Raw genomic sequence first — 24344 nt, 5'->3', positions numbered from 1 at the left:
GAAGCGCACTCCCCGCCCTTGCGGGCGGGGTTCGCCAAAACACGATCGATTCCGACTGCCAGCGCTTCGCGCCGGTCACATCTTCGGTTAGCATCTCGTCCGTTTCCCCCGCCGAGACGGAGCTTCACGCCATGTCCTCTCCCGACCGCCGCACGTTCATCGCGAGTTCGGCCGCAGGCGCCTTCGCACTTGGAGCACCCGCCGTTCACGCCCTCGGAGCCAACGAGTGCCTCAATATCGGCCTCATCGGTAGCGGGAACCGCGGGCGCACGATCAGCACCGAGTGCGTGAAGGCCGGGCACAACATCGTCGCGGTCGCGGACGTGGCCAAGTTCCGCCACGACTTCATCATCGGAGAACTGGCGAAGGTCCGAGGCCCGAAACCCGCTATTTACGACGACTACCGCGAGTTACTGGACCACAAGGGCCTCGACGCGGTCATCATCGCCACCCCGGACCACCACCACAAAGAGCAACTCCTCGCGGCGATGGCCGCGGGCAAGCACGCCTACTGCGAAAAGCCGCTCAGCCACAGCATCGAGCAGGGCAAGGAAATGGTCGCGGCCGTGCGGAAGGCGAAGAAGATCGTGCAGGTCGGCAACCAGCGGCACAGCGGCGAGCACTGGGCGCGCTGTAAGGACGTGATCCAGTCCGGTGACTTCGGCGATCTGGTGTGGGTCAAAGTGTGGGACTGCCGCAACTGGCTCAAGCGCGACCCGTTCGCGCCGCCGAAAACGTTCGACGAAGCCCAACAGAAGGGCGTGAACTGGGAGGCGTTCCTCGGCACCGCGAAGAAGGTACCGTTTGACCCGGTCCGATACTGGGCGTGGCGCTGGTACTGGGACTACGCGGGCGGATTGCTCACTGATATCGGCGCGCACCAACTCGACATCGTGCAGTGGCTCGGCGGAGTCGAGATGCCCAAGAGCGTGACCGCCAACGGCGGTACCTACCACTTCAAGCACTGGGAAACGCCGGACGTGGTCCACGGCGTGTGGGACTACGGCAAGTTTACGGCCACGTTCGCGGTCGAGTTCATCAACGGCTACGACGGAGTGGGCGCCACGTTCTACGGCACGAAACAAACGCTCCAGTGCGACGCGGACCCAGGCGGGATGATCCGGCTCTACGATACCATCGACAAGTTCTCCCCCACCATGAAGCCGAAGGCCCAGTGGAAGGTGGAGAACGAAACGCCGCTCCACGTCCGCAACTGGCTTAGTGCGGTGAAGGACAACAAAGACCCGAGTTCTCCGATCGAATTGGGGCACCGCGTCATCACCGCCGCGCACCTCGCGAACGTCGCGTACCGGACCGGCAAGAAAGTGGTGTGGGATGCGGCGAAGGAACAGATCGTCAGCGGGTGAAGCCCATGTCCGATGAAGCCGCGTTTCTGGCCGCGCTCAAGGTGGACCCCGCCGATGATACGGCGCGGCTAGTCTATGCTGACTGGCTCGATGAACACAACGAGCCCGTGAGGGCGGAGTATTTGCGGCTCGTGGTCACCACCGCCCGGAACGAAGGGAATCTGGCTGCGGCCCCGGGTGCGGAACGATTCGTGGGTTTCGGTGTCGCACTCGCAGAAGAATGGCGAAAAATAGTCGGTTCGCGATTCAGCCTCTTACTCGACTGGTTCTCGGACAATGTAAAGACCACTGCGTTTGTTCGCGAACTGACGGGTTGGGGCTTTGGCGAAGCGAAAACAGTTATTGGGGGAAATCCACCCCGCGCACTGTTATCGCAGATTCTGTTTGAGGATGCTTCGCGTGTGTGCGAACGTGTCCGGGATTGGGACTTCCTTAAACTCAGCATCGCCTCGTATCCGCCTACTCCCTCTAACTGAATCGTCCCCATGTTCATATTCGAGAAAGCTCCCTTCCCGTCTTGCCATGCCTCCACCATCGTGGAGCACGAAGAAGGCAAGTTCATGGCCGCGTGGTTCGGCGGCAAGGACGAAGGCGCGAAGGACGTGCAAATCTGGGCCAGCACCTTCGAGGGGAAGGCGTGGAGCGAACCGAAGGTGCTCGGTACCGAACCAGGGCAGCCGTGCTGGAACCCGGTGCTGTTCAAGACCACAAAGGGGACGCTCTTCCTCTGGTACAAAGCTGGCCCAAAGCCGGACAACTGGACCGGGTACGTCCGCACTTCGACGGACAACGGTAAAACGTGGACGAAGCCCGAAATCATGCCCAGCTCGCTCGTCGGTCCCGTGCGCGCGAAGCCGATTCAGCTCGCGAACGGCACGATTCTCGCTGGGACTTCGTGGGAGAGTTATCGCAACTGGACGCCGTTCGTGGATCGCTCCACCGACGAGGGGAAAACCTGGAAGCGCTCGAACCCGTTCCCGGTGCCGGAGAAGTTCCACCAGATTCAGCCGACTCTGTTTGAAACGAAAGATGGGAAAGTCGTCGCACTGATGCGGTCGAGCAACCCGCGCATGATTTGCCGGGCGGAATCTGCGGACGGCGGCGCCACGTTTTCACCGGCCGAGGAAACGAAGCTCGCGAACCCGAGTTCGGGGATCGACTGCGTGAAGACAAAAGAGGGGGACATATTCCTGATTTACAACCCCACCGCCCTGCTCCGCACGCCGATCAGCCTCGCCCGTTCGACCGATGACGGTAAAACGTGGGCCAAGGTCGTGGACCTCGAAACCGAACCGGGCGAATACTCGTACCCTGCCATCATTCAGTCCGCCGCGGGAACGCTGGAGATCACGTACACGTGGAAGCGAACACATATCAAGTACCACAGCGTGGACCCCAAGAAGTACCGGAGCTGACAACCGTCCGGATTCTTCCCACGCAGACGGAACAGGCCGAACTCGCGATCATCCGAGCTCTGGCGAAGGTGATGGACGAAGCCGTCACTCTGCCCAACACGAACCTCAAGGTCGGACTCGACACGCTACTCGGACTTCTGCCCGTTGTGGGCGACCTGAGTAGCGCGGCGATCGGCGCGTACATTCTCCGCGCCGCCACGCGACTCGGGGTGCCGTCGGTCGTTATCGCCCAGATGCTGCTCAACTTGCTGATCGACGCGGTGCTCGGGATGGTTCCGATTTTCGGGGATTACCTCGACGTGCTGTATAAGGCGAACGTGAAGAACGTCGCCCTGATCGAACGGGCCATCGAGAACCGGCGGACGGCCGCGGCATCGAGTTGGTTCAAGCTGATCGGCACGTTTGGGGCGTTCGCCCTGATCGTTGGTGGAGGGATAGTCGGTACCGTGTTTGCTGTGAAGTGGTTATGGAACGCGATGTGACATCAGCAGTTACGGCGCGGCCAAGGTCTGAGCCGCGCCCCGACGAATTGGATGTGACGATGGATTCTCGTCGCTTTTCCCAATAGACTAACGTTCGGTTTTGGGGCGGTGCGAATCCACCTGTAACTGCCCCTTCTCACCGCTCGCTGCCCGCGCCCGTCGCGCGGGCTCGCTCGCGGCACGCCTCCCCCTCAAATGAGCGATCAACCCGGTGCCCACGCGGAGCCGGCCAAACCGCACCACCAGTCCTTCTGGCTGTGGGTGATGTGTCTGACCGGCGTCGACTACTTCTCCACCCTCGGCTACCAGCCGTCCATCGCTTACGAGAACGCGGGCCTGCTCGCGCCGCTCGCGACGATCGTGCTCGTCCTCGTCACGCTGTTCGGCGCGCTGCCCATCTACTGGTACGTGTGCGGGCGCTCGCACGGGGGTCAGGGGTCGATCGGGATGCTCGCGAAGCTCGTCTCCGGGTGGGGCGGGAAGGTGCTCGTCCTGACGCTGCTCGGGTTCGCGGCCACCGACTTCGTCATCACGAAGACGCTCTCGGGCGCGGACGCGGCCGTCCACCTGATTACGAACCCGAACTGGCCGCTCGCGGTCCCCGACGACGCCGAGAAGACCCGGCAAGCGATCTACGTGACCGGGTTCCTGCTCATGCTCCTCGGCGCGTCGTTCATGCGCGGGTTCCGCGAGGTCATCGGACTGGCAGTCGTGATCGTCGGCGCGTACCTGCTGTTGAGCGGGATCGTGATCGGAGCGGGCGTGGCGCACCTGGTCAAGCACCCGGAGGCGTTCCACCAACTGATCGAGCACATCCGCGCGGGCGAGTGGTACCTGAAAGAATCGGAGCGCCCGCTCGCGGGCACCGGGCTGTTCACGATCATCGCGATCAGCCTGATTATTTTCCCCAAACTGGCCCTCGGCCTCTCGGGGTTTGAAACGGGCGTCGCCGTTATGCCACTCGTGAAGGGGCGCCCGACCGACGACCCGAAAGACCCGAAGGGCCGGGTCGCGAACACGCGCAAACTGCTCATCACCGCGGCCGCGATCATGTCCGTTTACCTCGTCTGCTCGTCGGTCGTGGTCGCGTGCCTGGTGCCCCCCGAACACCTCGTGAAAGTGAACGCGGCTGGGGCCGAACGGGACGGGGTCGCCGACAAAGAACTGAAGGCCAAGGACCGCGCGCTCGCGTACCTGGCGCACGGCGAGAACCGGGCGGGCAAGTTGCTCCCGTTCTTCGGCGACGAGTTCGGGACCGTCTACGACATTGCGACCGTCATCATTCTGTGGTTCGCCGGGGCGAGCGCGATGGCGGGGTTGCTCAACCTCGTCCCACAGTACCTCCCGCGCTACGGCATGGCCCCCGAGTGGACCCGCGCGACGCGCCCGCTCGTGCTGATGTTCACGGTCATCAACCTTATTGTGACGGTGATCTTCAGAGCGAACGTGGACGCCCAGAGCGCGGCCTACGCCACCGGCGTGCTGGTGCTCATCACGAGCGGTTGCGTCGCCAGCGTCATCGACGTCTGGCAGCGGCGCACGGGTCGGTGGTATTCGCGGTTGTGCTGGCCGTTTTTGCTCATCACGCTGGTGTTCGTCTACACCACGATCGCCAACGTGTTCGAGAAGCCGGACGGGATTAAGATCGCGGCGTTCTTCATCCTCGCGATTCTGGTCACGTCGTTCTGGTCGCGCTGGGCGCGGAGCCGCGAGCTGCGGTTCGCCGGGTTCAAGCTCCCGGACGCGGAATCGCGCCTCATGTGGGACACGATCCGCGACTTGGAACTGACGGTTCTGGTGCCGCACCGCCCCGGGCGCCGGAGCCTCGCCAACAAGGAAGGCCAGATCCGGCGCGAGCACCGCATCCCGCGCGACCTGATGATCGTGTTCGTCGAGGTGGAACTGGACGACACGAGCGACTTCGTGAACGAGCCGGAGCTGCGGGTCACGCGCGAGGAGGGGCGCTACGTGGTGAAGATCACGGGGGCCGCATCGATCGCGCACACGCTCGCGGCGCTCGCGCTGGAAATGGCGAAGGTCGGGCGCCCGCCAGAGGTCCACTTCGGGTGGACCGACGACAGCCCGGTATCCGGCACGCTCGGCTTCCTTCTCTTCGGCGAGGGCAACGTGCCGTGGATGGTGCGCGACCTGATTCGCCGCGCTCAGCCCGACGAGTCGAAGCGCCCGCTCATTATCATCGCGGGCACTGCGTAAGTGTGGAGGTACCACCCGCGCGTGCCAACGAGCGGTTCGCCAAAATCCTCCGGGCGAACCGCGCGTGCCAACGAGCGGAGGGCTACGAGAACTAAACAGCTTTGGATATTAAGACTTGTGATCTTGCGGCTTTCGCCCGCAGCACTAGTCTCGTTTCGAGATCCACGTAGCGACCAAACGAGCCGCGACCGCAAGGGAGCGGGGCTACCTGTGTGTGGAACCGCGACGATAACGGGGGTGCCTCTCGCTACAAGGAAACTGAAACGGGACTAATCCCGGGTATCCCACACCGCAATTTGGCCGTCCCCGCCCGTGACCATGAACTTGCCGTCGGCAGAGAATTCGATGGCGGTCACAGGTGTGGAGTGCCGCCGGATCACGAACAGATCCTGACCCGTCTTCAGATCCCAGAACGCGACCTCGCCCGTTGCGTACCCACTGACGAGCGTGCGCCCGTCGGGGGAAACGCCCAAGCCGGTCACGCGCCCGACGTGCCCGAGCAACCGCATCTCCTCTCGACCGCTCACGGACCACACGATCAGCCCGCCGTCGCGCCCCGCGGTCACGATGCGGTCACCACCGGGAAGGAAGTGGAACACCGACCGCTCGTCGGCGTAGATCGTCGTGAACTGCCCGGGCGTACCGAGCGCCCACGCGCACACACCGACAGGGGTGCGCGTCGCAACGAACCGGCCGTCGTCCGAGGCGACCAGGTCGCGCACCGCGTGCCGCGAACCGGTATCGATCGTCTCGATCACGGCCCGGTCCGTGACCGACCACACGGTAACGTGACCCGAGTCGTCACCGATTGCCAGTCGCGCGCCGTCCGGTGTGAGCGCGACGGCGGTCGGTGCCCGGCGCCCGGGTACCGTGGCCCGGAACTGTTCGCGTGACGTGCTCGCCGCAAAGTCGGACACGACGACCGACTTCCCCTCGAACGCGACCGCGCGCGTGGCTCCGGTGCTGAGGGTCTGAACCGCTCGTACCGTACCGGCGATCTTCACCCGCGGCCCCGTCCCGTGACGATGAACGGCACGATCGGTCGCAACGACGAACTCGCCACCCGCGGACGAAACAGTAATCGAAACGACCCGTCCCTCGCTCCACGCCGCTCGCTCGTGCGGATCGCGCCCCACGTCCCACGACCGAACGGTCCCGTCCTCACTTCCCGTGAAAAGCGTCTTACCATCGTGCGAAAATGCCCCCGCGAGGACCGCACCCGTATCGCCCGTCGCGAGGTCCGCGTCGCCAATTCGCACGCGGCCCGGTTTCCCGTTCGCCGCGATGTTAGTTCCACTAACTGCCACCCACGAAATGCGCCCGCTACCCGCGCCCGGAGGTGCCGTGCCCGCAACGAACACGGTCCCGCCTTCGGTCCCAATCACAGGTGCGCCGCTCGCGTTAGTCGCGACTGCGGTGACGTCCGCGCGTGATACCGGAGCGGGCAGCGATTCTTGTTCCAAATCGGCGGTCCGACGGCACGTGATCCCGCTCGAATCGGCCACGAGCACTTTCGCCCCATCCGGGGTGATCGAAACGGCCACAATCGCGGCCCCGCTCACGCGGCCCGGGACCACGAGCCGCGCCTGCGGATTCGCGAACTGCACTTTCACTAAGGAACCGCTAGGGCCGCCGACGAACACGGCCTTCCCGTCGGGCGCTACGACACAACAGGTGACGTCAGCGATAGCGACGCGCCGGCTGCCCGATTCGGGGGCCACGATCCCGGCCCGTGTGACGCTCCACGTGGTCAAATTCGAGGAGGAATCATCGAATCGACCGACGGTCACGATTACGGTTCCGTCCAGGCCGAACGCGACGTGCGTTACAGCGCCCGCGTGCGCCTTTAGCGTCCCGAGCTGGTTCCCCGTCGCGCGGTCCCACACGGTGAGCGTCCCGTCGGCATGGCCGGTGGCGAGCCGCGTCCCATCGGGCGTAACCGCGAGGGCAGTCACGGCTCCCGCAGGGCACTCGATGTGGAGCCGCTCCGCTTTGACCAGGCGCGCGAGGTAATCAAGCGGGAAGTCCGTCGACTCCACGAGCGCGCTCGCGGCGCGCCGGGCCGAATCAAGCGAGTCGGTAGCGACTCCGGGGCTCCCGCCCCGCCAGGCGTAGAATGCGTCGCGCACGTGGCGCGTGTACTCCCGCTGCTGATCGAAACGGTTGCGCTCGGCCTGACTACTGAGGACGTCGTTGAGTTCCTTGTTGTGGGTACTGCGGAGGTTCCGGTTCTGCCACGAGTTCCACGTACCGAGGAGCGTGACGAACAGGGCGACCACCGCGAGCACCGCGATGGCCACGATCTGGTCGTTACGGCGGAGCCACCGGATCGCGCGCCCGGACCACGCCAGCGGGCGCGCGATCGTCGGGCGCCCGTCGAGGAACCGGCGCAGGTCGTCGGCGAAGTCGATCGCGGTACGGTACCGTTCGGTCGTGGTCCGGGCCATCGCCTTGAGGCAAATCGCTTCCAGGTCGCGCGGGAGATCGGGCCGGAAGTGGCGCGGGGGCGCGGCCTTTCCCTCAACGGACTGCCGGAGCACTTCCACGTCGCTCGCGCCGTCGTAGGGGGCGCGCCCGGCGACCAGTTCGTACAGAACGACCCCGAGCGCGTACACGTCGGCCGGCGGGCCGATGTCCTCGCGCCGGGCCTGGGCCTGTTCCGGCGCCATGTACTTCGGCGTACCGAGGATCTGGCGCGTGGCGGTCTCCGAGGGGCCGCCGCGCTCGGCCAGTTTCGCCAGCCCGAAGTCCACCACGCGCGGGATGAAATATTCCCCGCGCATCTGAACGCCGCCCGCCGGCGCCTCGTCGTTCTCCTCGACCTTCACTTCCTGGAGAATCACGTTGTTCGGCTTCAGGTCGCGGTGCAACACACCGCGGTCGTGCGCGTGCTGAACCGCGTCGGCGACCGTGGCGACCAACCGGGCCGCTTGCCGCAAGGGAACGGGAAACGCTTGCCGGTCGATCCACTCCGCGAGCGTCAGACCGGGGCAGAACGCGGTCGCGATGAAGCAGAGCGGGCCGATCTCGCCCCACTCGTAAACCGGCACGAGGTTCGGGTGATCGAACTCCGAGGCCGCGAGCGCTTCGAGCTTGAGCCGGCGCTTCGCGTCCAAGTTGAGGAGCATCTCGGGGCGCGGGATCTTAAGCGCGATCTCGCGCCGGAGCTTCGGATCGTAGGCGAGAAATACGATGCCACAACCGCCCTTACCGAGTTGCCGGCGCAGCTCGAACCGGCCGATGCGGTGGGGGTTACCAGCGAGAGAGGGGGGCGGTGTAAGCGACGAGCGCCCGCCCCGGTATCCCGGGTCCGGGAGCAGTTCGCCGAGCGAACCCTCGTTCGGTGCGTCCGGGCGCATTGGCGTGACTGGGCGCTCGGTGGTGACCGAGGACGAGTTGGCCGGTTGAAATGGGACGTTGACGGTCAGCGCGTCTGTGTCCCCGCCCTCAAGCCCCTGGTCGTAGGCGGCCAGAAATCGCGCGAGGTTCTCGTCAATTTTCAGCGAATCGGACGAATCCATCAGCGAGTAACCAGACGCGAGTGGACGATTCGTCAACCAGATTGTGCTCAGTTTACCATAGGTAATCCGGGCGACAGAATCGTGAATTCCGTGAAAACCGCTTCGTGCCCACCAAAATCGCGCCCGGGATGAAGCACGAAATTGCGAGCGGCGCGCCGTTTTCTTCACAAACGGGTTGTCTTCCGTAGCACAGGTCGAAAGCCGTGTCCCGTCGCCCGAGGAACAATACCTTGAAGGCACTCGTCATCCAACCCACGTTCGGATTAGAAAATCTCGCTGTTGTAGACCGGCCCGATCCGACCCCGGGACCGGGTCAGGTGCTCGTCCGCGTGCGAGCTATATCGCTGAACTTTCGTGACCTGTTGCTCGCGAAGGGGCTGTACAACCCCAAGCTCCAGTTCCCCCGAATCCTCGGTTCCGATGCTGCGGGTGAAGTTGTCGCAACTGGCAGCGGCGTGACGCGCTTCAACGCGGGCGATCGCGTCGCGAACTGTTTCATGCCCGACTGGGAAGACGGACCGATCAGCGACGCGGCGGCGAAATCGACGTTCGGCAGCGACCGCGACGGCGTGTTCGCCGAACTCGTAGCGGTCGAAGAGCGTGCACTGGTGGCTACTCCCGCCCACCTCACGTTCGAGGAAGCCGCGACACTCCCGTGCGCGGCGGTCACCGCGTGGAACGCACTGACGACCGCGGGCACGAGTGCCGGAACGACCGTACTTTTGCAAGGAACCGGGGGCGTTTCCATCTTCGCGCTGCAACTCGCGCACGCACTCGGCGCACGCGCACTCATTACGTCCAGCAGCGACGAGAAGCTCGCTCGCGCCTCGGCACTCGGTGCCACAGCGGGCATGAACTACCGCACGAACGCGGGCTGGGATAAGTGGGCGCGTCAACAGACCGGCGGAGCGGGTGTGGATGTGGTCGTGGAAGTCGGCGGCGCGGGAACGCTGGAGCGCTCGGTCAAGGCGGTCAAAACGGGTGGGCACGTCGCGCTGATTGGGGTGCTTTCCGGTATGGGAGCGTTCAACCCGTTGCCGATCCTGATGAAAGCGGTCCGGCTTCAGGGTGTGTTCGTCGGCTCGCGCGCGATGTTCGAGCAAATGAACTGCATAATTGCGGAGAAGCAAATTCGGCCCGTCATCGACCGCGTATTCCCGTTCGCCGAAGCCCCGGCCGCATTCAAATACTTGGAAAGCGGCTCGCACTTCGGCAAAGTCGTCATGAGCGTGTGAACACAGCGGTTCAAGACGGAGCAAAAGCAGGAAAAGAGCCGCGGATAACGCAGATTACGCGGATCAGACAGAAGACAGTCCGCTAGGGGTTGCGCTCGCATAGCTCGCTTCACCCCTGACTACTAGCAGACTGTTGAAAGTGCCGATGTTTGGGGCGCTCGTAGCTCAGCAACGATCTGTGCGTCGGTCGGGCGGGCGATCGCTTCGCCCGCCCGACGCACCACCGCGGCTCCAACCGCCGGGAGCGGTCCACATCCACAATCGATGTTCAGAGCGAGTTCGGGCACGGGTGCCGGGTCACGATTCGGCTGCCGCACCCGCCGGTCCACATAATGACAGGAAACGAAGTACGCACAGGAGAAGCACGATGACGCGGCGCCGGTTTCTGGCACTCATGGCCGGCACGACCGTCGCCAGCGGGTCGCTCCTGGCGTGGGGCGTGGAACACCACACCCGGAACTTTCACACAGTCGAACCGGGTGTGCTCTACCGCAGCGGCCAAACGACTCAAACCGGGCTGAAACTGGTTCTGAGCGCGTACCACATCAAAACGGTCGTGACACTGCGCACCGTGCGTAACCCCGATCGCCCGTTCCCCGATGCGTGGGAAGAAGATGTGTGCGCGGCGCACGGCGCCCGACACATGCGTATCGTCCCGCGCTCGTGGTCCGTGGATAAGAAGGGCGAACTTCCCGCCGAACAGGTCGTCAAATCGTTCCTGGACATCGTGAGCGATCCGACCAACCAACCGGTACTCGTTCACTGTTTCGCGGGCATTCACCGGACCGGGACCATGTGCGCGCTCTTCCGCATGGCCCGCCAGGGATGGAGCGCGGACCAAGCCATCGCGGAAATGCAGAGTTACGGTTTTAAACCCGGGAGAAGCCGCGAAGAGATCGAGCGGTACTTGCGCAACTATCACGCCGAAAACCGCGCCGCGGCGTAGCTCCGGTCCGCACCACTGTTTTCTTCCGGATTGCGATTCTCCGCGCAACAAACTTCCAGTCGCGCGGACGAACTCCGGACATTTCAGGAACGTAGAATCCTGTAACCTCCGGGCACATTTTCGCCGCGTCTGCGGCCCGGGTGGACAAGGCATCATCGCTCAATTTGCTCCCACTTGTGTCCCCCAACCGCGCGCAAGTCGAGAGCTGCCGTTTCTCACAACACAGGAGTTTCCCCACGATGTCCGGTATCCGAATCCGCACCGGCGCAGCAAGCGCTGTGCTCGGGTCCGCTGCGTTGGCCCTCGCGCTGGGCTTTTCGATGTCGCACGCGGACGAGCCGAAGGCTCCCAAACCACCTACCCCAGAAGCACTCCCGAAAGAAGGGAAGTCGCCCTTCTCTGCCGATCTCAAAAAGGCCCAGGAACAGATGTTCCGAGCGGTGGAAGCCCTGGCCAAAGACCCGAACGACGCGGAAGCCCGGAAACAGTTGGACGAAGCCCGCGCCGCGCTGATGAAGGCGCTGGCAAGCGGGGCGAACGAGATCCCGCGCCCCGGACCGGGGTTCCCGGGATTCAGCCTCGGTCGTGCTTCTGATCGCGCGCGACTGGGAGTTCAACTCGAACCGCTCACGCCGCTGGTGGCGGATCAACTTAGCCTCGATCCAAACTCGGGCATAGCCGTCGCTGGTGTGCTCGAAGGTTCGGCTGCAGCAAAGAGCGGTTTCAAAGTTCACGACGTTGTGATCGAGTTCGCCGGAAAGCCCGTCAGCAATGATCCGCGTGATTTCACCCGCCAGGTGAATGCGGTGAAGCCCGGCGAGAAGGTGAACGCGGTCGTCGTGCGGAAGGGGAAGAAGGTCGAGCTGAAGGGGATCGAGTTGCCCGCCCCGGAAGTCGTTCCACAACCCGAGGCCCAGAGGCTCCCCACGAACCCCAAAGCGCTCGAAAACAACAAAGCCGGTGATTCGGTTTCTGTGTCGATCAACAACGGGAAATTCGTCGTCAAGGCGACGCAGAGCGGCGTGAATTTCGTAATCACCGGCCAAGTGGGAGCCGACGGAGCAACTGCGGACAAGGTGACCATCAAGTCCGGCGACGAAACGATCGAGGTAGCGAGTCTCGACAAGGTGCCCGAGAAGTACCGTCCGACGGTCGAGAAATTGCTGAAGAACGTCGGGCCGTCTCGGGCGAAGGTTCGGGATTAACCACGACTGAACAACCGGTTTCGCTCCGACCCGTTTGTTTAATCGGGCCGCGGGCATCGCCTTATGGGGTGCCCGCGGCCCGATCGTTACTGAGTCGGTGCTTGCAATTCTCCGCGCGCTGCCGCATTCTGCACGTCTGGCTATTCGCACGGAGTCCCACCATGCGCCTCCTCGTCTCGCTTTGCGCACTTCTCTCCTGCGCACCGTTCGCGTTCGCCGACGGTCTGACACCCGAAGAAGCCGCGAAGCGGTTCAAACTGCCTGAAGGCTTTTCGGTTCGCACGATCGCGGCCGAGCCGATGATCCGGCAGCCCGTGAGCATGAGCTTCGACGCACGCGGGCGCTTGTGGGTGCTGCAATACCTCCAGTACCCGAACTACGCGGGACTCAAGCCCGTGAAGCAGGACCAGTACCTGCGCACGATCTGGGACAAGGTACCGGAAGCGCCCCCGAAGGGACCGAAAGGGTTGGACCGGATCACCATTCTCTCCGACCCGGACGAGAACGGTGTGTTCCGCAAGTCGAAGGATTTCGTGACCGGGCTGAACATCACGAGCGGGTTCTGCATCGGTAACGGCGGCGTGTACGTTGTGCAGCCGCCGTACTTGCTTTTTTACCCTGATAAGAACGAAGACGACGTGCCCGACGGCGACCCCGAAGTGTTGCTCTCCGGCTTCGGCATGGACGACACGCACTCACTCGCCAATTCGCTCCAGTGGGGGCCGGACGGTTGGCTCTACGGCGCCGCGGGGAGCACGAGCACGTGCAAGATCAAGCCGCCGGTGCCATCTGCTACAGGTGGTCCCGAGTTCATCGAGTTCCAGCAGGGCATCTGGCGCTACCACCCGAAAACGAAGCGGTTCGAGCTTTTCAGTGAAGGCGGCGGGAACACCTACGGTCTCGACTTCGACAGGAACGGCCAGATCATCGCGGGGACCAATTGGGGCGGGTTCGCGTGCCTGCACCAGATGCAGGGCGCATACTACGTGAAGGGTTTCAGCAAACACGGCCCGCTCCACAACCCCTACACTTACGGCTACTTCGAGCACGTCCCGTACAAGGACTTTAAGGGCGGGCACGTCACGTGTGGCGGCGTGCTGTACGACGCGGACCGGTACCCGGAACAGTATCGCGGTCAGTACATCGCCGCGAACCTGCTCTCCAACGCGATCCACTGGCACAAGCTCGAACCGCACAAGTCGTCGTTCACGGCCGGTCACGGCGGCGAACTGATGACCACCGACGACTCACATTTCCGCCCGGTCGATTGCCTGCTCGGGCCGGACGGGTGCATCTACGTCGCCGATTTCTACGACCGGCGCGCGGCGCACCTCGACCCGGTGGACAACTGGGACAAGGCCACCGGCCGGATTTACCGCATCGACTACAAGGGGCCGCCAAAGCAACAGCCGTTCGACTTGCGGAAGAAGTCCACATCCGAACTCGCGGAGTTGCTGAAGCACCCGAACAAGTGGTGGCGCACCGAAGCGCGCCGGCTCATCGCCGAACGCGGTGACGCGAGCGTTCACCCGAAGTTACGGAAGTGGCTCATTACCGAGAAGGGCTCGCTCGCGCTCGAAGCGCTGTGGGCACTCGCGTCCTCGGATGGGTGGGTGGAACGGGACTTCGACAACATCGGCGAGCACCCGAACGAGTACGTCCGCGCCTGGATGATTCGGCTCATGTGCGACGAAGAAGCCGTTTCGAGCGCGACGCAGTTGGCCCTGGGGGGCATCGCCGCGAGCGAAAAGAGTTACGCGGTGGTGGCGCAGATCGCGTGCTCCATTCGCCGGCTCGCCCCGCCGCAGGAGTACGACATCGTTTCCGCACTGATGATGAACCCACTGGTGGGCGACGACCCGCAGTTACCGCTCCTCGTGTGGTGGGCGCTCGAAGACTGCAACCGCCGCGACACGACCGACATGGTGCGATTCCCCTACGCCAACGAACCGATCCAAAAGCTTGCAGACTTCTTTAACGAGCGGGTCGCGCGCCGGCTCATGTCCGGGAACGTCACCCGCGGGCGCGAGCGCATCGGCACCCTGTTCGGCCTGACCACCGGCGCCAACGACGACATCGCGCCCGTACTTCGAGGCATCGCCACCGCGCTCCGGGCACAACCGCTCGATGCGATCCCCCCTTCCCTCCAACCGCCACTGAATCAACTGCGACAGCAGCGAAAAAAAGACCTGCTTCTGCTCGAAGTGCTGGCGCGGATGAAAGATCCTTCGGCCCGATCCGCCCTCCGTGACCTCGTAACAGACGAATCAATCGGTGATGGGAACCGCTTGCGTGCGATCGCTCTTCTGCGTGACGTGCGTGACCCGCGCGCGGAAGAACTGTTCCTGGAGCAACTCTCCGTGCAGAAGTCGGATAATTTGCGCACGGGTCTACTCGATGGTCTCGAAGCGTTCGAGCACGCCTCTATTGGCGAAAAAGTGCTCGCGGGTTACCCAGGCTACACCCCAGCCGTGAAGAAGCGCGCGGTGCAGCTCCTGCTCACGCGCCCGGCGTGGGCGCTCATGCTCCTCAAAGAACTGGACGCGGGCAAGTTCCCCAAAACCGACGTGACCGTGGACAACGCCCGCACCGCGACGAACCTCAGCGACAAAGAGGTCACAACCCTCGTCGAAAAGCACTTCGGGAAACTCGCGCCCGCAACGGCGGGCGAGAAGCAAGCTCGTATCGCGTGGCTGAGTACCGCGCTCGGGCGGGCAAAACCCGGCGACGCCGTGAACGGCAAAGTGCTCTTCACCAAACACTGCGCCGCGTGCCACCAACTGCACGGCGACGGCGGCAAAGTCGGTCCGGACCTGACCACCGCGGACCGCAAGAACCGCGGGTACATGCTCACGCAGATCGTCGATCCGTCAGGCTACATTCGTCCGGAATTCGTCGTTCACAGCGTATTAACCAAGGACGACCGCAAGCTCTCCGGGATCGTCACAGAGACGGGTGAATCGATCGTCGTCACGAACGTTGTGAACGATCAGGTCACGAAAACGACGCTCGCGAAAGCCGACGTCGCGGACCTGAAGCCGTCACCGGTGTCGCTGATGCCGGAGAAGCTGCTCGATACGCTCACGGAACCACAAATCGCGGACCTGTTCGCGTATCTGGCGAGCGATGCGAAGAAAGAAGAAAAGAACCTAACCCCCCGCCCCCCTTCCCTTGAAAGGAAGGGGGAGCAGAACCACCGACTGGATCTGGCCCCTCTCCCCTTGAGGGAGGGATTGGGGAGGGGTTCTTCGGAAGCACCCAAGCCCAACGCGAAGGGCGCAAATACGTTGAAAATCGCTCTCGTGTCCGGATCGTTCGAGTACAAATCGGACGATTCCCTGAGCGCGTTTCAGAAGTACCTGGAAGCGAATTACTCGGTTGAGTGCGTGCTGATATCGGCGAAAGCAGAAAAGGACACGTCGTTGTCGGGTTTGGAGCAGTTGGAAACGTGCGACGTCGCCGTCTTCTTTACGCGCCGGCTCCAGATCGACGGAGATTCGCTCGAACAGGTGAGGAAGTACGTCAAATCCGGCAAACCGATTGTGGGCATCCGCACCGCGAGCCACGGGTTCCAGAAGTGGCTGGAAATGGACAAGAACGTGTTCGGCGGTGATTACAAGGGACATTTCGGCGCCGGCGCCGCCGAGATACACGCGATCGAGAAAGTCAAGGATCACGCGATCCTGAAGGACGTAAAGCCGTTTAAGACGAACGGCAGCCTGTATAAAAATCCCAACGTCACGGACGACGTGACCGTTCTCCTTCGGGGGACAATGGGCAAGGAATCGGAACCGGTCGCGTGGGTGCGGGAGAAAGACGGCCGGCGGGTCTTCTACACCTCTTTGGGCCACCCGGACGACTTTAAGGACGAGAACTTCACCCGGCTCCTCGTCAACGGTCTGGCCTGGGCAACAAAAACCGATTTTAAACCAACGAAATGAGACCATTGCTCGTCTGTATAGTAGGCGAGAATATCTCCACCAAACCTATTCGCGGCACACAGAGGGATGAGTAGGTAGTACAGACGAGAAGAATTTTGACAGAATCCACGGAATTGCAAACAAAAGGGTAACAACCTCGTGAAGAATGTTAGCCGTTTTTACCCTTTTCGGCGATCGAACAGAAGGCGAATCGTTGTGAAACCCTGGCAATTCCAGCCTTTGGTGCGGAGGAGCCGATTCTGCCTCCGAGAACGTTAGCAAATGTTACTGCTGGCCACCACCAGCATCGAAAGCGCTTCCGCAAACTGAATAGCAATATCGACTATTACCCTTACCCTTGTAAAGTCCCGATCACTGCCGCTCCTAAACGACGGCAGCCCCGCGGAGTAGCCCTTTGGCTCGACAAACTCTCCTCGCTCTCGGCGCGTGTTTCGTTCTGACGGTGGGCACGGCGACCGCAGCGCCGACCGATGTCGCGGACGTGTTCCCGCCGAACACGCTCGCGTATGCCGAACTGCACAACCCCGCGGAACTCGGCCCCCAACTCGCCGCAGTCTTCAAAGGCACGCCGCTGGAAGACAGCATCCCGTTCATTCACGGCAAAAAGGACGGGGCCAAGACGCTCGCGGAACTCAAAGCGAAACAGGAACTCGCGCAACTCGCGCTGTTAATGTCGCCCGAGGTACTCGGCGAGTTCCGCAAACTCGGCGGGGTCGCGGTCGGGCTGATCGGCTTTAACGAACGCGGCGATCCCGAATTGGCGGTCGCGGTCCTCACGGGTGATAGCGCCGCGGCCGGACTCGCCGCGCGCGCGTTCGTCACCACGAGCCAGGATCTCCGGCGCGTGGGCGAAGTCGGAAAGGTGCCCGTGTTTCAACACCGCGCGCCGGCAACCAACTACGACCCGAGCAGCAACCCGAAACTCGCAACCGACAAACTGGTGGAGGGGACATACGAGCCGACGTTCGCGTATGTTCCGGGGCTGTTCGTCGCGGGCACGAGTAAAACCGCGATCGCACCGATCATCGCGCGGTTCCGCGGGGACGAGAAGGATTCACTCCGCGCGACCGAGGGTTTCAAGACCAGCGCGCCGACCTATCGCAAGCCCGGACTGTTCTTCTACGCCAATGCCCCGGAATTCTTCACAAAACTGGACGCGGCCGCACGCCTCCGCGGTGCGCCGATGGACCTCGATTTCTTCGCCTGGCTCAAGCTCGTCACCAACCCGAAAGCACTGAAGACCGTGGCCGGGTGCGTGCAGTTCCGCGACGGCGGATCGTCACTCGTGATCGGCACGCGATTCGACCCCGCACAAAAAAGCCCGCTACTTGATGCCTTCTCCGGCCCCGCGGTGAAGATCGATGCGCTCCACCACGCCCGCAAACCCGCGTCGTTCGCCGCGACAATGAATCTACCCGAAAAGGACCGTGCGGCGGCCGTACTCAGCCTGTTGGACGCACTCGCGAAAGGGAGCGGCGAACTCGGCCGTTTGCCGAGCGATGTGGTGAAAGACCTCGACGCGAAGTACAAGATGTCGGTGAGTGACACCGTGCTCGCGAAGATCCGCGCGATCACAGTGATAGTGCCCACAAAACAAGATCTGGCGAAAGGCGCGAAGCCGATCCCGATGTTCGTGGTCCACGCAGAGGACGCGGACGCGGCGACCGAACTGGAAGCGTTCGTTCCGAAACTGATTGCGGAGATCGCAGGAGAGAAGGACGCGGCGCAACCTTCAACGGAAACGACGGGGGATGTGAAGATACTCTCGCTCGCGGGCACCAGTTTACCGTGGAAGGCCGCGGTCCACTACGCGCGCAAGGACTCGGTACTGGTTTGGGGCCTGGACCGTAAGCTCGTGGCCGCAGCTACCGCACCCGACGCCGCAAACTCCGTCGCGGGTAACAACAAGGAAGCGCCCCTCCCCTCCGGCGGTCTCGCACTCGTCGGCACCCTTAACATCGGCGACCTCGTCGCGTCGTTCGAGACGAAGCCCGTTGCCGGCGGCCCCGTGCGCCCGGTCGAACCGCTCCGGCTACCCCCAGGCGGCGGCAACGTGGCCGTTCACGAGGCGCTTCAGAAAGACGTGGAAAAGGCCCGCGTCGCGTTCCAAACCTCGCTGAGCGAATTGCCCCCCGCGCTCCTGACCGCACAGCGCACCGGAGACGAACTCCGGTTCGAGTTGTTTCAGCCGAAGGTCCAGAACGGCGGGCTGGCTCCGCTCGTTAGCGCGGGGATGGACTGGTTCGACAAGCTGATGAGCATGCGCGACCCGAACCAGATGAACTCCGGTTACTACCCTCCGGGTCGGTTCCCGCGGTGAGGTTCAAACGGACCGGGGCAGCCATCCGTGCGCCAGCCCCAGAGTGACAGCACAATCACCAGTACATCTGCACGGTCGGCTTGATGACCAGTTCCGGGATCGACACGCGGGCCGGCAGGCTCGCGACGAAAAGTACGGCTTCGGCCACGTCCTCGGGCTTCAGAATGACGGCCCGTTGTTCCTCACTAACCGGCTTCGGACGGGCAGCGAGAATCGGTGTGTCGATCTCACCGGGGTAAATGTTGCTCACGCGGACGCCGCTGTCTTTTTCTTCGTTGGAGAGAACGAGCCCCAGTCCCCCCATCGCGAACTTCGCCGCAACGTATGCCGCACCGCCCAGGGGGTTCGCCCGCTTCCCGGCGACGCTGACGACGTTCACAATCACCCCGTCCTTGCGGTCGAACATTTGCGGCAAAACGGCCTTCGTGCAGTAAAATGCGCCGTCGAGATTGGTACGAATCATCATGTCCCACGCTTCGGGCGTGAGTTCCCGCAGGGTGCGGTCCTTGATGTTCGTGCCCGCGTTGTTCACCAGAATGTCCACCCGGCCGAACGTCTTGGTGGCGAAGTCGATGAGTGCTTGGCACTGTTCGACTTTGGTTACGTCCGTGGGGAGGGTGCGGAGAGAGTCACCGGCGTTCAGTTCTTTCTCCACCGCCGCGAGCTTAGCGCCGTCGCGCCCAGCGATTACGACCTTCGCCCCTTCTTTGAGGAAAAGCGCGGCCGCCGACTTGCCCACGCCGGACCCGCCGCCCGTGACCACGGCGACCTTGTTGGCCAATTTGCTCATTGTGCGCGCCTGAATTTGGGAGGGGTTCCGCGTCGTCACCACCGGGCAACACGTCTTGCTCTTCTGGCTCTGAACCCTCTTCGATATGCTACTGTCTAACTTCACGTGTGGCCGTGTGGCCGCACCTTCCGAAGGGTAATGCGATGAACCCGGACCTGCGCCGCCGAACCGACGAACTCTGCACCCGCCTCACCCAGTTGCGGGACTCTCTTTGACGTGCGCGGCAAAACCGCCGCGCGCGACCAACTGGAAGCGAAGCAGGCCGAAGGCGACTTCTGGAACAACCAGGAGAAAGCCAAGGGGGTTATCTCGCAACTGAAGGTGCTGAACTCGCTGCTGAAGCCCTACGAGGAACTCACGGCCGCCGCCAACGACATCACCGCGATGGCCGAACTCGCGGACGAGGACGCGGCGTTCGAGGCCGAACTGGAACCCGCGCTGGTTAAAGCCGAGCACCAGTACGAAGCGTTCGAGCTCCAGGCGATGATGAGCGGCAAGCACGACTCGTGCTCGGCGGTCGTCTCGATCAAGCCCGGCGCCGGCGGTACCGATGCGTGCGACTGGGCGAACATCATGTTCCGCGCCTATCAGCGCTGGGCCGCGAACCACGGGTTCGACATCCCGAAGGACGAGATCGACATCGAACCGAACCTCGAAGCCGGGGTTCAGAGCGTGTCGTTCAAGATCGTCGGCCCCTACGCCTACGGGTACATGCAGTCCGAGATCGGCGTCCACCGGTTGGTGCGCATCAGCCCGTTCGGGGGCGGCGACACCCGCCAAACCTCGTTCGCGGCCGTGGACGTGCTGCCCGAACTGCCCGACGACATCGAAATCGTCGTCAAGGACACGGACTACGAGATCCAGACGTTCTGCACCGGCGGCCCCGGCGGTCAGCACCAGAACAAGACGCAGTCCGGCGTGCGACTGATTCACAAGTCGGGGGTCCGGGCCGAGAGCCGCGTCGATAAGAGCCAGCACAAGAACAAGGACAACGCGCTCAAGTTGCTCAAAGCGCGGCTCTACGCGATCGAGGAGCAGAAGCGCATCGGGGACGCGGTGAAGAGTTACGACGCGAAGGGCGAAATCGCGTTCGGCTCGCAGATCCGCAGTTACGTCATGCAGCCGTATACGCTCGTGCGCGAGGAACGCGACGGCATTGACGTGAAAACCCCTGCCGTCAGCGACGTGCTCGACGGCGACTTCGACCAGTTCATGCACGCCTACTTGCGCCACAAGACGGCCCGCGCGAACAAGACGAAATCGAAGTAAGAATCAGCCACGGATGCACACCGATAACACGGATCAAACGAAAAGCAGTGTTTGAGCTATCTCTTGTCCGATCTGTGCTATCGGTGTTCATCCGTGGCTGATTGCCCTCCATGACTCACATCATCGACATCCCCGATCTCTCAGCAACGGAAGCCTTTGGGCGCCGGCTTGGGGCCTTGCTGTTTCCCGGTGCAGTGATTGCCTTAATCGGCCAACTCGGAGCGGGGAAGACGCACCTCACGCGCGCCATCGCCGAGGGGCTGAACGTGAAGAACCCGGCCGCAGTGAATAGCCCCACGTTCGTGCTCATTCAGGAATACCCCGCACGCTTGCCCATTTACCACTTCGACGCCTACCGCCTGAGCGGGGCGAGGGAGTTCGCGGAGTTGGGCACCGACGAATACTTCCACAGCGACGGCGTTTGTATCGTTGAGTGGGCCGATAAGGTGGCCGCGGCTTTTCCCGTCGACCATCTGCGCATCGAAATCGAGATCATCGACGCGAACCGGCGGCGGTTCCAGGTTCAGGCCACGGGCGAAACTTACTGCAATCTCCTTAAGCGGCTCGATTAGAACCACTTCGGCCTACCCCGACCGTCTTGCACTCCCGGCATTTGCACCGCATTGTTGAGTGCGATACTCCGTTTCGACGGACGCGGGAGATCCGAAAAGAATGTCCATCACCATTCGCAGCGACCGACACGGTTTACCGGACGGCGCGGGTGCGGGTCGGGTCGTGCTGCCCGAATCCGCCACGTTCCCGTTCCTCCGCGCCCCTGCCCTGCCCGGCGAACTCGGGCGACTCGGCAACTACCGCGTGTTCCGGCTCATCGGTTCCGGTGGAATGGGCAAAGTGTTCTTCGCCGAAGACATGACACTACAGCGCGACGTGGCGCTCAAAGTGATGTGCCTGCCGCCCGGCGAGGACGTGGGGAGTTGGTGGGAGCGGTTCCTGCGCGAGGCCCGGGCGCTGGCCGCGATCAAGCACCCCAACCTCGTGACCGTGTACCAGACCGGCGAAGACCGCGGGACGATGTTCCTGGCGATGGAGTTGCTCAAAGGCGAATCACTGGAGACGCGACTCCGTAACAAGACGCCTCTGGAATTCGACGAGTTACTCCGAATCGCCGAAGAAACCGCGACCGGGTTAAGCGCAATTCACGAACGCGGACTGATTCACCGTGACATCAAACCGGGCAACATCTGGCTCGAAGCCGAAACGCGCGGACAAACGACCGACTCGGCTTCGTCCCTCACTCCTCGGGTAAAGATCCTCGATTTTGGCTTGGTCCGCGACATCCACGAAGACACGCACCTGACCGAAGCCGGTGCCGTCGTAGGCACCCCCGCGTACATGTCCCCGGAACAGGTACGCGGGTGGGCACTCGACCAGCGCACGGACCTGTTCAGTTTCGGGTGCGTTCTCTACACGATGGCTACGGGACACCAGCCCTTCGCGGCCATCAACCCGATCGCACAGGCCGCGGCACTGGTCGCGGACACCCCGTCCCGCGTGCGCAAGTTGAACCCCGATATCCCCGAACCGCTCTCGAACCTGATTGCCGAACTGTTGTCGAAGAACCCCTCCGACCGACCCGCAACAGCGGCGGCCGTAGTCAAGCGCCTCCAGGACATCCGCGACGGCTTCGACCGCGACTCCGACACCGAAGTGATTGAAGCGGCCCGGCGCTCGTTCTGGCGCCGGCACCGAACCGTACTGGCGCTCGTCGCATGCGTGTGGTTCGTAGCGACCGGGGTGATACTCGGTGCAGCATTGACACGCGACCGCGGGAAAACAGCCACACCTACTAACACACCCGTCGCGAAAGAAACGGCCCCGCAGTTCATCTCGGAACTGCCCGTGTTGGACTACTACGAGTTTCCGCCCCCGGGTCACCTCCCGCCGCACGTCGACGGCAAGGTTCGTGTCCGCGGCGTTCTGTCACCGCACGGGCTTTTCATGCACGGCGCCCCTTCGTTCGGCCAACAGATGTTTACCTCGTATTCGCTCGATAAAAAGTACGCGCGGTTTCAGTCCGAGGTCGCGATGATCGACTCCTCCGATGAATGGAGCGGGCCGCTCGTGTTCGTTGTGACCGCCGACGGCAAAGAACTCTGGCACTCGAAGGTCATGGGGGTTGGTACGCCAAAAGAAGCCTGCGACCTGGATGTGATTGGAGTCAGTGTACTCACCCTCGGGTTGCGCACGGCTGGGAATCACAGAGGCGCTCACGGAGGCTGGATCGAGCCGCGTTTAGTAAACGCACCACCGACTTCAGGCGGTGGCTTCGAGTAGCGGACTAAAAGTCCTGTTCCGACCGGAGGTCGACTGAAGACCTCCGGCTGAAGCTACTCAGCCCTTCGACCCCGAACTTTGCACCCCCCGGACCGGCCCTGGTTCTCGATGCACTCCTTCATCACCTCATCGGTCACCGGCCCACTGCTCCGGCGGACCCGGACCCATAGGTGCCGACCCCAGAACGGCTTCCGCACGTGCGCGGACCCACCCAGCAGTGTGTACACGGTCTTCCCTTTGAGTTTCTGCACCACCGCCACCTGGCGGCGGGATCGGCAGAGGTCAAAAGGTCAGTGGGAGCCCGGCGACGTTCTTGATGATGAGAGTGTGCCGACGGCGAGGGTTCCGGTATCGCTCGGCCGCGATCCGCCACACCTTCATCTTCCCGATCCCGTGCTCGACCACGATCCGACGCCGCGACACCCGACGGTTCCCCGCCTTCTGGCGAGGGATTAGAGCCTGTTATGAACCTGGGTCAGATCGCCGCTCGGTTTCCCGGCGCTTTTGCAGTTTCGCAGGGCGGGGACATGGAAAGAGGGTCGCGGCCGTCTGGCACGCATGTGCCGTCACGCTGAAATCAAAGCGTTTCCACACGCGCCAGGTTCATAACAGGCTCTAATCTCGACTGGTGCCGATTCTGAGTGCGCTCAAGCGGCCGGGGCGAGCGCCGTGAGTAGCAATTCCCGCACGCGGTCGGGGAGTTTATTGAGAGTGGTGCCGTCTCCGGCCTGTGGCAAAAGGGCCTGGTCCCAAAGCCACCGGCGCACGGCGGCGAGCGCGTCCGAGAACGTGGTGACGGTTTTGCCCGGCCATTCCACGCTCCCGGTTCGTTTCGCCTCGGGCCGTGCGTGGAACAGGATCGCTGTCACGGTGTACAACCCGAACAGGCACGGGGCCGCACGCACAACCGTCTTCTCGCGCCACCCGCGGGTCGTCTCCAGGCCCAATTCCGCGCGCCTCTCCTGGAACGTGGTCTCGATGTTCCAGCGACCGCAGTAGTGACCGATCGCGGCCGCCGGCCCCAGGTCCAGGTCGGTGGTGAAGAAGTACTCGTCCCGGTGCGTGCCGGTGGTGTCCCGCACGAACACCCCGCGCACCGGCACCAGCCCGCGACCGGCCTTGTACCAGTGACCGGTGCCGCCGAGGGCTTGGACCGTCCGCGTCCCGCCCCCGTACCACCCGACCTCCAGCCGGGTGAAGGTCGTGGCTGCAGCGACCGCTTGGCGCGGCTTGGGGCACCGGTCGCCCTTGACTCGGGGCCGTCCCTTGCCGGTGTACGGCGAGGGCGGGTCGAACAGGTTCGCGTCCGGGTGTAGCTTGCTGACCAACCATCCCTTTCAATGC

At 63.2% G+C, this 24344-nt stretch carries 18 protein-coding genes; 13 read left to right on the top strand and 5 right to left on the bottom strand.

All coding sequences use genetic code 11. The annotated features are described in order from the left end of the window. Nucleotides 1-131: 131 nt before the first annotated feature. The 5 genes from VT84_RS17300 to VT84_RS17280 all read left to right on the top strand — a co-directional run bounded on the left by VT84_RS17300 (nucleotide 132) and on the right by VT84_RS17280 (nucleotide 5478). Nucleotides 132-1367, top strand: coding sequence for a Gfo/Idh/MocA family protein (locus tag VT84_RS17300; RefSeq protein ID WP_082840403.1), 1236 nt, complete (start codon nucleotides 132-134; stop codon nucleotides 1365-1367). Nucleotides 1368-1372: 5 nt separating this feature from the next. Further along, nucleotides 1373-1843 carry a TIGR02996 domain-containing protein gene (locus tag VT84_RS17295; protein ID WP_052553941.1) on the top strand — a complete coding sequence of 157 codons (471 nt, stop codon included), beginning with the start codon at nucleotides 1373-1375 and terminating at the stop codon, nucleotides 1841-1843. Between the two features lie 84 nt (nucleotides 1844-1927). Then, nucleotides 1928-2782 (top strand): sialidase family protein, encoded by an 855-nt coding sequence (locus VT84_RS17290; protein WP_162271739.1) that lies wholly within the window; start codon nucleotides 1928-1930, stop codon nucleotides 2780-2782. Beyond that, nucleotides 2725-3264 carry a DUF4112 domain-containing protein gene (locus tag VT84_RS17285; RefSeq protein ID WP_157469566.1) on the top strand — a complete coding sequence of 180 codons (540 nt, stop codon included), beginning with the start codon at nucleotides 2725-2727 and terminating at the stop codon, nucleotides 3262-3264. The genes VT84_RS17290 and VT84_RS17285 overlap by 58 nt, the downstream gene beginning before the upstream one ends. Before the next feature lie 195 nt (nucleotides 3265-3459). Then, nucleotides 3460-5478, top strand: a complete 2019-nt coding sequence (locus VT84_RS17280; RefSeq protein WP_052553935.1) for an amino acid transporter — start codon at nucleotides 3460-3462, stop codon at nucleotides 5476-5478. A gap of 269 nt (nucleotides 5479-5747) precedes the next feature. Here VT84_RS17280 and VT84_RS17275 read toward each other — a convergent pair whose 3' ends face one another. Further along, nucleotides 5748-9035 (bottom strand): serine/threonine-protein kinase, encoded by a 3288-nt coding sequence (locus VT84_RS17275; RefSeq protein ID WP_157469565.1) that lies wholly within the window; start codon nucleotides 9033-9035, stop codon nucleotides 5748-5750. A 194-nt stretch (nucleotides 9036-9229) separates the two neighbouring features. Here VT84_RS17275 and VT84_RS17270 point away from each other — a divergent pair, with 194 nt between their 5' ends. The 5 genes from VT84_RS17270 (at nucleotide 9230) to VT84_RS17250 (ending at nucleotide 18646) form a co-directional block, all read left to right on the top strand. Continuing rightward, nucleotides 9230-10234 carry a zinc-dependent alcohol dehydrogenase family protein gene (locus tag VT84_RS17270; protein ID WP_082840398.1) on the top strand — a complete coding sequence of 335 codons (1005 nt, stop codon included), beginning with the start codon at nucleotides 9230-9232 and terminating at the stop codon, nucleotides 10232-10234. Between the two features lie 367 nt (nucleotides 10235-10601). Then, on the top strand, nucleotides 10602-11180 hold the full coding sequence (locus tag VT84_RS17265) for a fused DSP-PTPase phosphatase/NAD kinase-like protein (protein ID WP_052553929.1): 579 nt from the start codon (nucleotides 10602-10604) through the stop codon (nucleotides 11178-11180). A 239-nt stretch (nucleotides 11181-11419) separates the two neighbouring features. Beyond that, nucleotides 11420-12385, top strand: a complete 966-nt coding sequence (locus tag VT84_RS17260; protein ID WP_052553927.1) for a S1C family serine protease — start codon at nucleotides 11420-11422, stop codon at nucleotides 12383-12385. 161 nt (nucleotides 12386-12546) lie between these two features. Then, nucleotides 12547-16326: a PVC-type heme-binding CxxCH protein gene (locus VT84_RS17255; protein ID WP_082840396.1), complete on the top strand. Its 3780-nt coding sequence runs from the start codon at nucleotides 12547-12549 to the stop codon at nucleotides 16324-16326. Nucleotides 16327-16720: 394 nt separating this feature from the next. After that, nucleotides 16721-18646, top strand: coding sequence for a hypothetical protein (locus VT84_RS17250; RefSeq protein WP_082840395.1), 1926 nt, complete (start codon nucleotides 16721-16723; stop codon nucleotides 18644-18646). 55 nt (nucleotides 18647-18701) lie between these two features. Here the strand turns inward: VT84_RS17250 and VT84_RS17245 are convergent, their stop codons facing one another. Further along, on the bottom strand, nucleotides 18702-19436 hold the full coding sequence (locus VT84_RS17245) for an SDR family oxidoreductase (protein WP_052555590.1): 735 nt from the start codon (nucleotides 19434-19436) through the stop codon (nucleotides 18702-18704). A 143-nt stretch (nucleotides 19437-19579) separates the two neighbouring features. Here VT84_RS17245 and prfB point away from each other — a divergent pair. From prfB to VT84_RS17230, 3 genes are all read left to right on the top strand, one after another. Next, nucleotides 19580-20705, top strand: a protein-coding gene (prfB, locus tag VT84_RS17240; protein ID WP_157469564.1) for a peptide chain release factor 2 whose coding sequence is annotated in 2 segments (ribosomal slippage) — nucleotides 19580-19648 and nucleotides 19650-20705 — 1125 coding nt in all. Because the reading frame shifts where the segments join, the coding sequence is not laid out codon by codon here. A gap of 110 nt (nucleotides 20706-20815) precedes the next feature. Continuing rightward, on the top strand, nucleotides 20816-21277 hold the full coding sequence (tsaE, locus tag VT84_RS17235) for a tRNA (adenosine(37)-N6)-threonylcarbamoyltransferase complex ATPase subunit type 1 TsaE (RefSeq protein ID WP_082840394.1): 462 nt from the start codon (nucleotides 20816-20818) through the stop codon (nucleotides 21275-21277). 100 nt (nucleotides 21278-21377) lie between these two features. Beyond that, nucleotides 21378-23000 (top strand): protein kinase domain-containing protein, encoded by a 1623-nt coding sequence (locus VT84_RS17230; RefSeq protein WP_052553915.1) that lies wholly within the window; start codon nucleotides 21378-21380, stop codon nucleotides 22998-23000. A gap of 53 nt (nucleotides 23001-23053) precedes the next feature. Here VT84_RS17230 and VT84_RS17225 read toward each other — a convergent pair whose 3' ends face one another. The 3 genes from VT84_RS17225 to VT84_RS17215 all read right to left on the bottom strand — a co-directional run bounded on the left by VT84_RS17225 (nucleotide 23054) and on the right by VT84_RS17215 (nucleotide 24328). Then, nucleotides 23054-23251, bottom strand: a complete 198-nt coding sequence (locus VT84_RS17225) for a hypothetical protein (protein WP_157469563.1) — start codon at nucleotides 23249-23251, stop codon at nucleotides 23054-23056. 31 nt (nucleotides 23252-23282) lie between these two features. Further along, entirely contained in the window at nucleotides 23283-23453 is a 171-nt protein-coding gene (locus tag VT84_RS17220; RefSeq protein ID WP_082840392.1) for a transposase family protein, read from the bottom strand. Nucleotides 23454-23647: 194 nt separating this feature from the next. Continuing rightward, nucleotides 23648-24328 (bottom strand): hypothetical protein, encoded by a 681-nt coding sequence (locus tag VT84_RS17215; RefSeq protein ID WP_204249783.1) that lies wholly within the window; start codon nucleotides 24326-24328, stop codon nucleotides 23648-23650. Between the last annotated feature and the right edge of the window lie 16 nt (nucleotides 24329-24344).

It is taken from the genome of Gemmata sp. SH-PL17 (assembly GCF_001610855.1).
GTDB classification, from domain to species: domain Bacteria; phylum Planctomycetota; class Planctomycetia; order Gemmatales; family Gemmataceae; genus Gemmata; species Gemmata massiliana.
Note: the sequence above shows the minus strand (reverse complement) of the source record. Positions and strands in the feature narration are given on the sequence as shown.